The 13,765-nt window shown below is 65.7% G+C and carries 13 protein-coding genes; 3 read left to right on the top strand and 10 right to left on the bottom strand.

Going from position 1 to position 13,765, the window contains the following annotated elements:
- The first annotated feature begins 128 nt into the window (after positions 1-128).
- Entirely contained in the window at positions 129-1,604 is a 1,476-nt protein-coding gene (locus ACX36O_RS03230; RefSeq protein ID WP_371686472.1) for a sensor histidine kinase, read from the top strand.
- A 66-nt stretch (positions 1,605-1,670) separates the two neighbouring features.
- On the opposite strand, the gene ispF is transcribed toward ACX36O_RS03230, so the two are convergent.
- Positions 1,671-2,174, bottom strand: coding sequence for a 2-C-methyl-D-erythritol 2,4-cyclodiphosphate synthase (ispF, locus tag ACX36O_RS03225; RefSeq protein ID WP_371686471.1), 504 nt, complete (start codon positions 2,172-2,174; stop codon positions 1,671-1,673).
- Between the two features lie 69 nt (positions 2,175-2,243).
- The gene (gene ispD / locus ACX36O_RS03220) at positions 2,244-2,996 is read right to left on the bottom strand and encodes a 2-C-methyl-D-erythritol 4-phosphate cytidylyltransferase (RefSeq protein ID WP_488360042.1); all 753 of its coding nucleotides are present in this window, start codon (positions 2,994-2,996) and stop codon (positions 2,244-2,246) included.
- 213 nt (positions 2,997-3,209) lie between these two features.
- On the opposite strand from ispD, the gene mfd reads away from it, so the two are divergent.
- Entirely contained in the window at positions 3,210-6,788 is a 3,579-nt protein-coding gene (gene mfd, locus ACX36O_RS03215) for a transcription-repair coupling factor (protein WP_488360041.1), read from the top strand.
- A gap of 2 nt (positions 6,789-6,790) precedes the next feature.
- Here the strand turns inward: mfd and ACX36O_RS03210 are convergent, their stop codons facing one another.
- From ACX36O_RS03210 to ACX36O_RS03175, 8 genes are all read right to left on the bottom strand, one after another.
- Positions 6,791-7,318, bottom strand: coding sequence for a nitrous oxide reductase accessory protein NosL (locus ACX36O_RS03210; RefSeq protein ID WP_488360040.1), 528 nt, complete (start codon positions 7,316-7,318; stop codon positions 6,791-6,793).
- A 5-nt stretch (positions 7,319-7,323) separates the two neighbouring features.
- A complete protein-coding gene (locus ACX36O_RS03205) occupies positions 7,324-7,950 on the bottom strand; it encodes a nitrous oxide reductase accessory protein NosL (protein WP_488360039.1) in 627 nt (208 codons plus the stop codon).
- A 72-nt stretch (positions 7,951-8,022) separates the two neighbouring features.
- Positions 8,023-9,030 carry a hypothetical protein gene (locus ACX36O_RS03200; protein ID WP_488360038.1) on the bottom strand — a complete coding sequence of 336 codons (1,008 nt, stop codon included), beginning with the start codon at positions 9,028-9,030 and terminating at the stop codon, positions 8,023-8,025.
- Positions 9,031-9,708 carry an ABC transporter ATP-binding protein gene (locus tag ACX36O_RS03195; RefSeq protein WP_371686924.1) on the bottom strand — a complete coding sequence of 226 codons (678 nt, stop codon included), beginning with the start codon at positions 9,706-9,708 and terminating at the stop codon, positions 9,031-9,033.
- A gap of 10 nt (positions 9,709-9,718) precedes the next feature.
- Positions 9,719-10,855, bottom strand: a complete 1,137-nt coding sequence (locus ACX36O_RS03190) for an ABC transporter permease (protein WP_371686925.1) — start codon at positions 10,853-10,855, stop codon at positions 9,719-9,721.
- The gene (locus ACX36O_RS03185) at positions 10,852-11,136 is read right to left on the bottom strand and encodes a hypothetical protein (protein ID WP_488360037.1); all 285 of its coding nucleotides are present in this window, start codon (positions 11,134-11,136) and stop codon (positions 10,852-10,854) included. The genes ACX36O_RS03190 and ACX36O_RS03185 overlap by 4 nt, the downstream gene beginning before the upstream one ends.
- The gene (locus tag ACX36O_RS03180) at positions 11,136-11,744 is read right to left on the bottom strand and encodes an SCO family protein (protein ID WP_488360036.1); all 609 of its coding nucleotides are present in this window, start codon (positions 11,742-11,744) and stop codon (positions 11,136-11,138) included. The genes ACX36O_RS03185 and ACX36O_RS03180 overlap by 1 nt, the downstream gene beginning before the upstream one ends.
- Positions 11,745-11,927: 183 nt before the next feature.
- The gene (locus ACX36O_RS03175; protein ID WP_488360035.1) at positions 11,928-12,308 is read right to left on the bottom strand and encodes a DUF2946 family protein; all 381 of its coding nucleotides are present in this window, start codon (positions 12,306-12,308) and stop codon (positions 11,928-11,930) included.
- A gap of 251 nt (positions 12,309-12,559) precedes the next feature.
- Between ACX36O_RS03175 and ACX36O_RS03170 the strand changes: the two genes are divergently transcribed.
- The gene (locus ACX36O_RS03170; protein WP_213359288.1) at positions 12,560-13,687 is read left to right on the top strand and encodes an NAD(P)/FAD-dependent oxidoreductase; all 1,128 of its coding nucleotides are present in this window, start codon (positions 12,560-12,562) and stop codon (positions 13,685-13,687) included.
- Positions 13,688-13,765 lie beyond the last annotated feature (78 nt).

The raw sequence follows: 13,765 nt of genomic DNA, 5'->3' as shown, positions 1-13,765 counted from the left end.
ATCACGATGACGCGGGCATGCCTGTCCCTGCCGGATAGTCGCCCCGCACATCGCATGACGCCAACCCCTGCGGCACGCCTGTGCCGCCCTCCATTCCCGCTGCGGCCCGCAGCGCCTGTTCGCTGTTCATGAGCAAAGACACGTTCTCTTCCCTGACCCGTCTGCTGGCGCCGCGCTGGTCGGCCCAGCACGAAGCTGCTGCAGACGGCCAGGAAGAGCCATCCGTCCAGACGCCGGTACCTGTTGTCGCAGGCGAGCCGGGAGCCGTGCCCTACGTCGTGCCGCGCTGGGGCCTGAACCTGTTCTGGCGCACCTTCATCATGATCGGCCTGCTGCTCACCATGAGCACCATCGGCTGGCTGATGACGATCCGCTCGCTCGACTTTGAGCCGCGCGCCACGCAGACGGCCCAGCAGATTGCCTCGCTGGTCAACCTGAGCCGGGCCGCGCTGGTGTATTCCGATTCGATCACGCGGCTGGCGCTGATGAAGACGCTGGCCGAAGAAGAAGGCGTGCGCATCCTGCCACGCGAGCAGGAAGACAGAATCGAGATCATCAACCGCGACCAGCTGGATGAACGCGTGACGGAAGAGCTGGAGCTGCGCCTGGGCCCCCGAACGGTGGTAGCAAGCTCCGTCAACGGCGAAGAAGGCCTGTGGATCGGCTTCGACATCGACGGCGATGCCTACTGGCTGCTGACCGACCAGTCACGCGTGACGCCGGTGGGCGGCACCACCTGGCTGGTGTGGATGCTGATGGCAGCCGGCCTGTCGCTGGCGGGCGCTGCGCTGATGGCGGGCCTGGTCAACCGGCCGCTCAAGCAGCTGTCCATCGCCATCGGCAAGATCCGCCAGGGCGACTTCAATGCCGGCCACCTGGACGAGGCAGTATCGACCAAGGAGCTGCGCGAGGTGAACATCGGCTTCAACCGCATGGCCGAGCAGATGGCCAAGGTGGAGCAGGAGCGCGCCGTGATGCTGGCCGGCATCTCGCACGATTTGCGCACCCCGCTGGCGCGCCTGCGGCTGGAAGTGGAAATGAGCGTATCCGACGAAGAAGCCCAGAAGTACATGGCTGCCGACATTGAGCAGGTCGACTCGATCATCAACAAGTTCATGGACTACGCTCGCCCGGACTCCATGCAACTGACCACGGTGCAGCTGAAGGAGGTGGTGCAGACCAGTGCCTATCCCTACCTGAATGCCGATGACATGCGCCTGAACATCCAGGTACCGAACAACCTGCGCGTGAAGGCGGACGAGATCGAGCTGGCGCGGGTCGTCTCCAACCTGCTGGAGAATGCACGGCGCTACGGCAAGACCCCGAATGCGGACTACACGGAAGTGGATGTGATTGCGCGCGCCGAAGCCGGCTATGTGCACCTGCAGATTTCCGACCGTGGCGCGGGAGTGCCCGAAGCCATGCTGCACCGGCTGACGCAGCCCTTCTACCGGGCCGATGAGGCGCGCACCTCGGCGGCGGGCAGCGGCCTGGGCCTTTCCATCGTGAAGAAGGTGGTGCAGTACATGGGCGGCACGCTGATGCTGAGCAACCGCAAGGAAGGCGGTCTGCAGGCGGACCTGCGGCTGCCGCGGGTCAAATAGACATCTGGTCCACCAAGAGTGATTGCACTGTAACCCGCAGCCCTGCCTGCAGGCGTGCCCCGCGTTTCAGGCAGGAAACAGCAGCACCACCGCGCGTGCTTCCATGCTGCGCTCCTCACCCACTGGGCCGAGCTTCTCCGACGTCTTGGCCTTGACGTTGACCTGCGCGGCCGTCACACCCAGGCAGTCCGCCACCGACTGCGCCATGGCGGCCTTGTAGGGCGCCAGCTTGGGCTTTTGCGCGATGATGGTGCAGTCCGCATTGCCGACTTGCCAGCCGCTGGCGCGCACACGCTGCATCGCCTCGCGCAGCAGCACGCGCGAGTCGGCGCCCTTGAAGGCAGGGTCGGTGTCGGGGAAGAGCGTGCCGATATCGCCCATGCCGGCAGCGCCCAGGATGGCGTCGGTGATGGCATGCAGCAGCACATCGGCATCGGAGTGGCCCAGCAGGCCCATGGGATGCGGGATCTGCACGCCGCCCAGCCAGAGCGGTCGGCCTTCAACCAGCTGGTGCGTGTCCCAGCCTTCGCCGATGCGGAATGGGGGGAAAAGCGGTGTCGAGGTAGTCATGCACCGGATTGTCGCATTGCCTGCAAGAACGGGGGCCGCAAACCGCTCCGGCTGCCTCTCCGACCGGCCTCAGTCTACCTTCTGGTGCTGTTGCCGTGCCAGCAGCACGGCCTCGGCCAGGGTGAAGTCTTCCGGATAGGTGACCTTGAAGTTCCAGCCACTGCCCTGCACCAGCAGCGGCTGCAGGCCAAGGCGCTCGATGGCGCTGGCTTCGTCGGTGATGTGCTCGGGCGCGTGCTGCAGGCCAGCCTCCAGCGCCTGCAACAGCACGCCAAGGCGGAACATCTGCGGCGTCTGCGCCAGCCATTTGTCGCTGCGCGGCACAGTCGCTGCGACGCGCGCGGGCACGTCGTCCGGCAGGCCGTTGCGCGGCAACTCGCACTTGAGCGTGTCCGGCAGCGGCACGGCCAGCAGGCCGCCGGTTTCGTCCGGTTTGCAGGCGGCGATCAGGTGCTCGATCTGCTCCCGGGTAATCAGGCAACGGGCAGCGTCATGCACCAGCACCCAGTCTTCGGGCTGGGCGCCCTGCGCGCGCAGGGCCTGCAGGCCGTTGCGCACGCTTTCGGCGCGGCTGGCGCCGCCTGCGGGCGTGGTCATGAAGCGGCGGGCCGGCACTTCAGGCGGCGCCTGGTGGCTGGCAAACCAGTTGTCATCAGGAGCAAGCACCAGCAGCGTTTCGGTGATGGCCGGGCAGGCCGCAAAGGCAGCCAGCGTGTGCCAGAGCATGGCCTTGCCGGCGATCGGCTGATATTGCTTGGGGATGGCCGTGCCGGCGCGGCTGCCGGTGCCGGCGCAGGGGATCACGGCATAGATATCGGGCATGGACAGGCTCTCTCATTCTGTTCTGCATGACAGTGTGCCAGAGCCCGGGCGGCGGGATGGCGGGCTGCCCGTTCTTTGCATTTTCTTACCCCGAAAGAAAGCCTGCGGCAGTCGTACAAGCCCTGCGGGCAGCCCCCGCGTTTTACAATGAAGGCCATTCACCCCGCGCCCTGTACAGGCCGCGGGTATTGGTGTTTTGTTCCCCCGCCTCCCATGCAATTGCCCAAGCTCACCCCCGGCCAGCGCTACACGCTGCCCCGCCCCATCGCCTCCGCCGATGCCGCCCTGCTGGCGCAGCTGGCGGCACGGGACAAGGCCGGGGGACGGTGTACTGCCATCGTCACCTCCGATGCCAGCGATGCGCAACGGCTGCTGGACGAACTCCCCTTCTTCGAACCGGGCTTGCGCTGCGTGCTGTTTCCCGATTGGGAAACCCTGCCCTACGACAGCTTCTCGCCGCATCAGGACCTGATCAGCGAGCGGCTGGCAACACTGTGGCGCATCAGCCAGCACAGCGCGGAAGATGGCGCGGATGTGGTGCTGATTCCGGCCACCACGGCGCTGTACCGGCTGGGGCCGCCCTCCTTCCTGGCGGGCTACACTTTCCGTTTCCGTACCGGCCAGATGCTGGACGAGGCTGCGCTGAAGAGCCAGCTCACCATGGCCGGCTATGCGCATGTGAGCCAGGTGGTGAGCCCTGGCGAATACGCCGTGCGCGGCGGCCTGATCGACCTGTTCCCGATGGGCTCGCCGCAGCCCTTCCGCATCGACCTGTTCGATGACGAGATCGACAGCATCCGCACCTTCGATCCGGACTCGCAGCGCAGCCTGCAGCCGGTGCCGGAGGTGCGCCTGCTGCCGGGGCGCGAGTTTCCGATGGACGATGCGGCACGCTCGCGCTTTCGGCAGCACTGGCGCGAGTTGCTGGAAGGTGACCCGACGCGCAGCCGCATCTACAAGGACATGGGGGCAGGAATTGCCACGGCAGGCATCGAGTATTACCTGCCGCTGTTCTTCGATGACACGGCCACGGTGTTCGACTATCTGCCGGCACACAGCACGGTGGTGTTGCATGATGATCTGGAAACGCCGTTCCAGCGCTTCTGGGAGGATACGCGCGAGCGCTACCGGCTGCTGCAGGGCGATCCCGAGCGGCCGGCGCTGCCGCCCGAAACGCTGTTTCTGAGCGTCGAGCAGTTTTACAACGAGGGCAAGCGCTTTGCGCAGCTGGCGTTGCGACCGGCACGTGCCATCAGCCTGCCATCGGAAACAGCCGAGGCCGCCCGCGCAAAGACTTCTGCCTCCGATGGCGGCAATGGCGCAGAAGCAGCTGGAGAGGCAGTCAGTCATTACGCCGAATTCTCGCTGCTGCCCGACGTCGCTGCCATGCGTGGCACGGACGACCCGCTGCTGCGCCTGCAGGCGCATATCCGCAGCACGCCACACCGCGTGCTGCTGCTGGCGGAGAGTGCCGGCCGGCGCGAAAGCCTGCTGGATTTCCTGCGCGCCAGCGGCGTGCAGCCGGTGGCGATGGATACACTGGCGGAGTTCCAGCAGAGCGACGAAAAAGTCGGTCTGGCCACGTCCAGTCTGGTGCAGGGCTTTGCCTGGAACGAGTCCGCCATCGACCTGATCACCGAAGCCGAGCTGTTTGCCGGCAGTGGTGGCGTGCAGCACAGGCGCCGCCGGCGTCAGGAGCATGCGAGCGACGTCGAAGCGCTGATCAAGGACTTGAGCGAGCTGAAGGTGGGCGATCCGGTGGTGCACAGCGCACACGGCATTGGTCGCTACCAGGGCCTGGTCAACATGGACGTGGGCCAGAAGAATCCGGATGGCACGGCGGCGCTGCAGGAGTTTCTGCATCTGGAATACGCGTCTGACGCGACACTGTACGTGCCGGTGAGCCAGCTGCACCTGATCAGCCGCTACACCGGCGTGAGTCCGGATGAGGCGCCGCTGCACAAGCTGGGAGGTTCCCAATGGGAAAAGGCCAAGCGCAAGGCGGCCGAGCAGGTGCGCGACAGTGCGGCCGAACTGCTCAACATTTACGCACGCCGGGCGGCGCGCGAGGGCCATCCGTTCCGCTTCTCGATGGCGGATTACGAGGTGTTTGCCAACGACTTCGGCTTTGACGAAACAGCCGACCAGCTAGCTGCCATCCATGCAGTGATCCAGGACATGATCTCGCCGCGCCCGATGGACCGGCTGGTGTGCGGCGACGTGGGCTTCGGCAAGACCGAGGTGGCCTTGCGTGCGGCTTTCGTGGCCGTGACTGGCGGCAAGCAGGTCGCCTTCCTGGCCCCCACCACGCTCTTGGCCGAGCAGCATTACCAGACGCTGAAGGACCGCTTTGCCAAGTGGCCGATCAAGGTGGCGGAGATCTCGCGCTTCCGTTCCGGCAAGGAGGTGACGGCGGCGGTAAAAGGCATCACCGAAGGCACGGTGGATATCGTGGTGGGCACGCACAAGCTGTTGTCAAGCGAGGTGCAATTCAAGAATCTGGGCCTGCTGATCATCGACGAGGAGCACCGTTTTGGCGTGCGCCACAAGGAACAGATGAAGCAGTTGCGCGCCGAGGTCGACGTGCTGACGCTGACCGCCACGCCGATCCCGCGCACCATGGGCATGGCGCTGGAAGGCCTGCGCGATCTGAGTGTGATCGCCACCGCGCCGCAACGCCGCCTGGCCATCAAGACCTTTGTGCGCAGCGAGAACAGCGGCGTGATCCGCGAGGCCGTGCTGCGCGAATTGAAGCGCGGCGGGCAGGTGTACTTCCTGCACAACGAGGTGGAAACGATCGAGAACCGGCGCCAGAAGCTGGAAGAGATCCTGCCCGAGGCGCGCATTGCGGTGGCGCATGGCCAGATGCCCGAGCGCGAGCTGGAGCGCGTGATGCGCGAGTTCGTGGCGCAGCGCCACAACATCTTGCTGTGCTCGACCATCATCGAGACCGGCATCGACGTGCCCAGCGCCAACACCATTCTGATCAGCCGCGCCGACAAGTTCGGCCTGGCGCAGTTGCATCAGTTGCGCGGCCGCGTCGGCCGCAGCCACCACCAGGCCTATGCCTACCTGATGGTGCCCGATATCGAAGGGCTGACCAAGCAGGCGGCGCAGCGGCTCGATGCCATCCAGCAGATGGAGGAACTGGGCAGCGGCTTCTATCTGGCCATGCACGACCTGGAAATCCGCGGCGCCGGCGAGGTGCTGGGCGAGAACCAGAGCGGCAACATGATGGAAATCGGCTTCCAGCTCTACAACGAGATGCTGGCCGAGGCAGTCAAGCAGCTCAAGGCCGGCAAGGAGCCGGATCTGCTGTCGCCGCTGCAGGCCGTGACCGAGATCAACCTGCACGCCCCGGCCCTGCTTCCGGACGATTATTGTGGCGACGTGCATCTGCGCCTGAGCTTCTACAAGAAGCTGGCCACGGCCAAGACCAGCGAGCAGGTGGACCGCCTGCTGGAAGAGCTGGTGGACCGCTTTGGCAAGCTGCCGCCGCAGGCCGAAACGCTGGTGAACGTGCACCGCCTGCGCGTGCTGTCACAGCCCTATGGCGTGCTCAAGGTGGAGGCGGCGCCGACGGTGATCACCATCACCTTCAAGCCGAATCCGCCGATCGATCCGATGGCCATCATCCAGCTGATCCAGAAGAACAAGCACGTGAAACTGGCCGGCAACGAAAAGCTGCGCATCGAGCGTGCGCTGGAGAAGCCGCTGGACCGGGCTATGCTGGTGCGGGATATTCTGCGCAGCCTGGGGCAGCCGCTGACCGAGGAGGCCAGCGCTGCCTGAGATCAGGCGAACTGACCCTTGTCCAGTTGCACCGGCCACGGCGCGGTGATGTCGGCAAAGCGCATGATCTTCTTGCCCTTGTGGTCCTTGAGGAAGTCACGTGCATCGGCTTCGGTAGCAAGCGGCACGAATTCATGGCCCATGGGGCCGAGCACGTCCGAGCCGATCACATACCAGGCCTTGCGTGCATCGACCTTGTCGAGGTTGTAGTACTCGGTCACGGCGATGGTGACGATGTCCTGCGCCTGCTGGCGCGGGGCGTACTTGGCCAGGTTGTGCAGGAACTTGAACATGTCCTTGGCACCGTCGAAGTGGTGCGTCTGGCCGTTCTTCCAGAGCACGGTCGCGACCCAGTTCGGGTACTTGGACACCACCATGCCGCACACCGGGCAAAGGTCCATCGGTGCCGGTTTGGGCACCTTCACCACGGGAGCAGCCACGCCCGGCTGCCCCGCCGCATGCACGGGAGCAAGGGCCACGGCAGCCAGCAGACCCAGCGTGGCGCGGCGGTTCAGTCGAACGTAGGACATGGTGCTTACCCTTTCTTCTGCTGTTCGGCCATGCGCTTGCGGCGCTCTTCACGGTTCTTGCGGATCATGCTGACGTCTGCCGACAGGTCGGCGTAGGCAGCGGCCAGAGCCTGGTCGAAACCGGTGATCTCGCCACCGTTGGCCTTCTTCGATGCTTCGGCAGCAGCCAGAGTTCCGTAGGCCACCTTGCTGCGCTTGGTCATCACGCCCTTGATGCTGCTGCCCACCAGGAACGCGGCCTTGTCCACTTCCACCAGCGGCTTGACCTCGGCGTTGGAGGCGTTGTCGCCGACCCAGATCATCTTGGGCTGGCGGTCGATGTTCAGGCCCAGGCTCAGCGCCGAACAGTGGATGGAGCAGGTGCCGTCCACCAGATCGTCGCCATACTGGATCAGCATGCGGCTATGGCTGTACTGGGTGCGGTCCATGCCGCAGTAGGGGCACTTGGGATACTTGGCCAGCTCGTTCTGCAGGGGATTGGCATCCGCCGCTTTCTTGGGGATGAACTGGTTGGGCGTGCCATCGGTCGGGCAGGCTGCCTTCTGGGCAACGGCAGGCGTCTGGGCGCAGGCCGTGGCCATGACGCCGGCACCGCCCAGCATGGAAAGTTCAACGAAGCTGCGACGTTTCATGGTGTTCTCCTTGAAGATACAAGTTGTGCGCCGGTTTTGAACGGGAACCGGCTTCCCGTGAAATGCAATGCCTCATGCCGCCTCCAGCAGAATCAGTCCCGAGTGCCAGACCAGCCCCAGCGACAGCAGCAGGAAGAAGCCAAAGCCCAGCAGCGCCACCCAGGCCAGCCGCCGCGCCAGCAGGGGCGCCACCGCCTGCAGGCTGGGCAAGTGCGCCACGCGGCCCAGAATGCCCACGCCGATGCCGGCCGCCGAAGCGGCAAACAACGGGATGTAAAGCAGATAGCCGCGATAGCCGTATTCGGGCTTGAGAATGCAGAACGGGCAGTGGTGGTGCGGGTGTTCGTAGATGTAGAGCGACAAAAAGGAGATGATCCCGGCAATGGCCACCACGAAGGCCGTCGCGCTCAATACGCCCACAAGCGCAGACGCCCTGCCCCGCCACACCTGCACGGCCGCCGCCACCGTAGCGGCCAGCAAGGTGCCGGTAAACGCCCACAGTGCCGGCCCCGGCGGCAGGCCGGCCAGATCGCCGCCCAGATCGGTCGCCTCCACCGAGAACAGGCTGCCGCAGCACGAGGTGATCACGTCCGCGCTGAGGTTGCCGAAATACAGCCACTGCAGCCCGAAACTCAGCGCCACCGCCGGCAGCAGCACCGCCACCAGCAGCACGAACTTGATGCGTGTGAGCGGATAGTCCGGCGCACGTGCATCGGCCGCATGCAGCACCAGCCAGCCACTGGCCAGAAAGAACACCGCCAGCTGCGCATACAGTGCCGGAAAGCCGTAGCTGTTGGCCTGCAGCGTGCCTACTGCGCACATGGCGCCGACAAACTGCACCGCCATGCGATCGGCATTGAACACAAACAGCAGCAACGCCGCCATCTGCACCACCAGCACGAAGCCGACCAGCGTGGAAAGCAGATAGGTGCGCCGTTCCAGCACCAGTTGCAGCCGGCTGCCGCTTTGCAGATCCCAGTGCCGCACCAGTTGCAGCACCCAGGGCGATGCCACCAGCAGCGCAGCCAGCCCCAGGCCGGAAGCCAGCAACAAGGCAAGGATGGCCGGCTGGAAGAACATTCAGCGCACCTCCTGCACCTGGCCGTCGCGCAGGCCCACGCGCTGCTGCACCAGCGGGCTGTCCAGCACCAGCGGATCGTGGCTGGAGAGGATCACCGTGGTGCCCTGCGCATTCAAGCGGCCCAGGATGTCCAGACACTCCTTCGCCAGCGCACTGTCGAGGTTGGCGGTGGGCTCGTCGGCAATCAGGATGTCCGGCTGGTTGATGAGCGCACGGGCAATCGCCACGCGCTGCTGCTCGCCGCCCGAGAGCGTCTGCACCAGCGCGCCACTGCGGTGCGACAGGTTGAGCTGCGCCAGCAATTCTTCGGCACGGTCAAGCAACTGCCTGAATGGCAGCCCGGTCGGATAGGCCGGCACCATCACGTTGTCGCGCGCGCTCATGCCGGCGATCAGGTTGAATTGCTGGAACACGAAGCCGAAACGCTCGCGCCGCAGCGCCGTCAGGAAGCGCTCGGGCAGCGAGGAAATGTCCTGCCCGTCCAGCCGCACGCGGCCGCTGGTGGGGCGCGCCAGGCAGCCGATCAGCGTCAGCAGCGTGGTCTTGCCGGAGCCGCTCGGTCCGTGCAGCGCGATCACCTTGCCGCGCTCCAGCGTGAGCGACACATTCTTCAGCGCCGTGTAGGCATTGGGCTGGCCTTCGTGGAAGGACTTGGTGATGTCGACGAGTTCAAGCATGGCAATGTCCTCAGGCCCGCATCACGGCGTCGGGGTCGGTGATGGCGGCACGCCAACTGGGCACCAGCACCGCCGCAGTGAACGGCACCACGGTAAAGAACAGCAGCGTGAACAGCTGCAGACCATCCACCTCGGGGCGCAGCGCAAACTCCGGATAGAGCACCGCCCAGCCCTGCAGCACAGGCCGGAACAGCGCCCCGCCTGCGTGGAACACATGCCAGTAAGCCAGCAGATAGCCGGCCAGGAAGGCGGTGAAGGACACCAGCAGCCCTTCCCACAGCTTCATGCGCAGCACGTCGCCGGTTTCCCAGCCGACGGCTTTCAGGATGCCGATTTCGCGCCGCTCCTGCGCGGACAAGCCGGAGGCCTTGTCCCAGGCCAGGATGGCAAAGGCCAGCAGCGCACCCGACAGCACCGCCAGCACCATGCCCTCGCGCCAGTCGAACACCGAAGCGTAGGTGCGCAGAATTTCCTCGCGCAGGATCGGGCGTGCATCCGGCAACGCCTCGGTCACCTTGGTGGCGACGTTGCGCACTTCCCTGGGGTTGGCCACGGTCAGGGCAATGTCGGTGTAATACCCTTCCGGAAAGTTGAACAGGCTGCGGAAGTCCTGCTCGGACAGCAGCACCAGATCGGCACTCATCAGTTCGGTCGGCTGTGGCAGCACCTGCGCCACCTGGTAGCTGATGATGGTGCCGGCGTAGTTGCGGAAGGCGATCGGATCGCCGGCCTTGATGCCGCGCGTACGTGCCATGGCCGGGCCGACGATGATGGTGCCCGGCTCGGGAGCGGCCACCGGCGGCACCATGAAGGTGTAGTTGGCCTTGACCACGCTGTCGTAGTAGTAGCCCCACAGGCGCAGCTGCTTCTCGCGCACGCCGCGGATGCGGCCCATCTTTTCCAGATAGTCCGGCGGAATCAGGTCGGTGCGGCCGGCTACGAGCTTCTGCACCACCACTTCAGGCGCATGCTGCAGCACGCGCGCGCTTTCCTGGCGCAGCGCGTGGGTGAACAGCATCACCGAAGCCAGCACGAACACGAGCAGCGTGTACACCACCCACAGGCCGATGGCGCGTCCCTTCTGGCGCGCCATGGCGGCGAGCACATAGTCGATCAGATAGCGTTGTCGGGCGAGCCAGGCAGTCATGGGCGGGGTGGCGGCAGCATGGAGCCGGTGGGGAAATGGTCAAAGGCCAGGGGATGGTCCTGGAACGGGGTGTGGCGGTCGGCCTGCGAGAGGTGGCGGCCGTAGCGCGCCTCGGTCATCAGGGCGGGGTCGGTCAGGCCGAGCTGGCGGGTGAGCGCCTGCGTCTGCTGCAGGCCGCTGGCTTGCTCGTGATCGGCCAGCATCACCTCCACCAGGCTGGCCACCATAGCGATCAGGCCTGCTGCCAGCAGGCCGAGTGCCAGGCTGGAGGGGCGCTGCACTACAGCACCTCGCGCAGGTTCTTGCGCATGGCTTCGGCCTGGGTGCCGTAGGGGATCAGCTTGACCAGCCGGCCCTTGGCATTGACCAGGCCCGTGTGGGCCGTGTGGTCGACCGCGTACACGTCGCTGGCAGCGCCCGCGGCGGGCGGCTGCAGCACGTAATACACGCGGAAGGCCTTGGCGATTTCCTTGAGTTTGGGCTCGGTGCTGCGCAGGGCCAGCACATCGGGATGGAACAGCTTGACGTAGTTGCGCAGCACTTCGGGCTGGTCGCGGTTGGGGTCGAGCGTGACGAACACGGCGCGCATGCTGGCGCGCTCTTCAGGAGACAGGCCGGTGAGCACCTGGGCCACCACCGACAGGCTGGTGGGGCAGATATCCGGGCAGCGTACGTAGCCGAAAAAGACCAGCAGGGCCTTGCCTTCCAGCGTCTGGAGCGGCAGCTCGCCCTGGGACCCGTAGAGCCTGGCAGCCGGATCGGTCTGCCACAGCGTCTTGCCGCTCTCGGCGGCATCGGTCTGGCCATCGCCACAGCCGGTAGCCAGTGCGGTCAAGCCAGGCACGGCCAGCAGAAAGCCGCGACGGGAAAATTCGGTATGAACAAGCATCACACCCCCAAAACAACCCGCAGCCGAGCACAGCTCTGCGCAGGGGGCAAACAAAGGGAATAAGGGGCGATGAAAACCTCGCATCCAGTGCGAGAGGCATCCATCAAGGAGGGCCTGACATGCGCGGCAGGCTGTGCGCCCAGGCAGGTGGCACACAGTTAGAAAGAGGGTTGAAAGCGCAGATCAGGCCAGCAGGGCCTGTGCAGGGGGCGCTCGCGTGGGCGCATGCTTTCGGAAGGCAGAAGTGCCTGTTGGTGGCGTATCCTGCGCAATCCAGCTCTGGCTGACCACAACCCGGGGCAGGAGCATACCCTGGGAGACCGGCTCGCCTGGCAGTGGAGGAGCGCTTGCCAGCACGCAATACGGGCAGGAGCCCATCATGCCGGATGCTGGCGCGCCGTCGTCGTCCGGGGAATTCTGTGCGTTGAAGGGCACGGAATACATGCCCTCGACGGTACAGATGACGATGTCGGCGGGATTCAGGGCCACCCCCGCCTGCCGTGCCATGAAGCCGGCGCTGAACACGCTCGACATCACTTGCACGAACATGGCCAAGGCCATCATCCAGAGAGCCAGACGATGGGCCTTGTTCTTTCGGCAGAGAGGGGAATACCGGAAACCTTGCACCACGAAAGCATTCTAAACACAAGTATTGAAAGTGTCATAGCGATTACCGCGCCTGAAAACGCTTTCTTGTCCACGATCAATCCGCCAGTGCTACCGCCGTTCCCCTGCACCGTGCAGGCCCTCATGCCGCAAGCTGGCAGACGCCGCTGACCAGTGCTATGGTGCACGTGCATCAGGAGGTGTTCACCATGACGCAAACGGCCGACATCATCATCATCGGCGCCGGCATTGCCGGCGCTGCTGCCGCCCACTGGCTGGCTCCGCACGCCCGCATTCTGATGCTGGAGCGCGAATCGCAGCCGGGTTACCACGCCACGGGCCGCTCGGCCGCGCTGTTCATGGAAAGCTATGGCCCGCCGCAGGTGCGCGCCCTCACGCGCGCCAGCCGCGCCTTTTTCGAGAGTCCTCCGCCCGGCTTTGCGGCCCACCCGCTGCTGACACCACGCGGCACGCTGACCGTGGCAGCACCTGGCCAGGAGACCGCGCTGCAGGCCGAATGGGACACCCTGCATGCCCAGTGCCCGCGTCTGCGACGCATAACGCCGGCTGAAGCGCTGCAGCTGTTGCCGGTTCTGCGCCCGGAGCAGATCGCTGGCGCCCTCCACGATCCGGACCCCGCCGATATCGATGTGCACACCCTGCATCAGGGCTATCTGCGCACGCTGCGGCAAGCGGGCGGCACGCTGCTGAACACAGCCGACGTAACGGCCCTGGCGCGCCAGGGCGATGTGTGGCGCCTGCAAACCAGCGCCGGTGCCTGCGAGGCACCGATCGTGGTCAATGCAGCCGGAGCCTGGGCGGACGTGGTGGCGCAACGGGCCGGCGTGGCGCCGCTCGGACTGCAGCCGCGCCGCCGCTCCGCCTTTACCTTTGCGCCGCCGGCCGGCGTCGATATCCATGCCTGGCCAATGGCGATCGGCGCCGAGGAAGACTGGTATCTCAAGCCCGACGCCGGACAGCTCCTGGGCTCGCCTGCCAACGCCGACCCGGTCGAGCCGCACGACGTGCAGGCCGAGGAACTGGACGTAGCCATCGGTATCGACCAGATCCAGCGCATGACCACGCTGGAAATCCGCCGCCCCAGCCACACCTGGGCCGGGCTGCGCACCTTTGCGCCGGACGGCGAACTGATCAACGGTTTTGACCCGGCAGTTCCGGGCTTCTTCTGGCTCGCCGGTCAGGGCGGCTACGGCATCCAGACCAGCGCGGCCATGGGCATGGCGGCGGCGGCCCTGGTGCAGGGGCAATCCTTGCCGCAGGCCTTGCAGGACGAGCAACTCTCGGCAGCGCTGCTTTCGCCGGCCCGTTTCAGCTAAGTCGGGCCGCGTCGGCCTGCAGGCACGCACGGAGCATGCCGTGCCGTTGCGCCACGCCCCTTACGCGTGCGCATCGGC

It is taken from the genome of Brachymonas sp. KE5 (assembly GCF_057773645.1).
Note: the sequence above shows the minus strand (reverse complement) of the source record. Positions and strands in the feature narration are given on the sequence as shown.

Coding starts and splice junctions, on each gene's coding strand:
- ACX36O_RS03230 (WP_371686472.1), top strand. CDS start 129: ATGAGCAAAGACACGTTCTCTTCCCTGACCCGTCTGCTGGCGCCGCGC.
- ispF (WP_371686471.1), bottom strand. CDS start 2,174: ATGACTACCTCGACACCGCTTTTCCCCCCATTCCGCATCGGCGAAGGC.
- ispD (WP_488360042.1), bottom strand. CDS start 2,996: ATGCCCGATATCTATGCCGTGATCCCCTGCGCCGGCACCGGCAGCCGC.
- mfd (WP_488360041.1), top strand. CDS start 3,210: ATGCAATTGCCCAAGCTCACCCCCGGCCAGCGCTACACGCTGCCCCGC.
- ACX36O_RS03210 (WP_488360040.1), bottom strand. CDS start 7,318: ATGTCCTACGTTCGACTGAACCGCCGCGCCACGCTGGGTCTGCTGGCT.
- ACX36O_RS03205 (WP_488360039.1), bottom strand. CDS start 7,950: ATGAAACGTCGCAGCTTCGTTGAACTTTCCATGCTGGGCGGTGCCGGC.
- ACX36O_RS03200 (WP_488360038.1), bottom strand. CDS start 9,030: ATGTTCTTCCAGCCGGCCATCCTTGCCTTGTTGCTGGCTTCCGGCCTG.
- ACX36O_RS03195 (WP_371686924.1), bottom strand. CDS start 9,708: ATGCTTGAACTCGTCGACATCACCAAGTCCTTCCACGAAGGCCAGCCC.
- ACX36O_RS03190 (WP_371686925.1), bottom strand. CDS start 10,855: ATGACTGCCTGGCTCGCCCGACAACGCTATCTGATCGACTATGTGCTC.
- ACX36O_RS03180 (WP_488360036.1), bottom strand. CDS start 11,744: ATGCTTGTTCATACCGAATTTTCCCGTCGCGGCTTTCTGCTGGCCGTG.
- ACX36O_RS03175 (WP_488360035.1), bottom strand. CDS start 12,308: ATGATGGCCTTGGCCATGTTCGTGCAAGTGATGTCGAGCGTGTTCAGC.
- ACX36O_RS03170 (WP_213359288.1), top strand. CDS start 12,560: ATGACGCAAACGGCCGACATCATCATCATCGGCGCCGGCATTGCCGGC.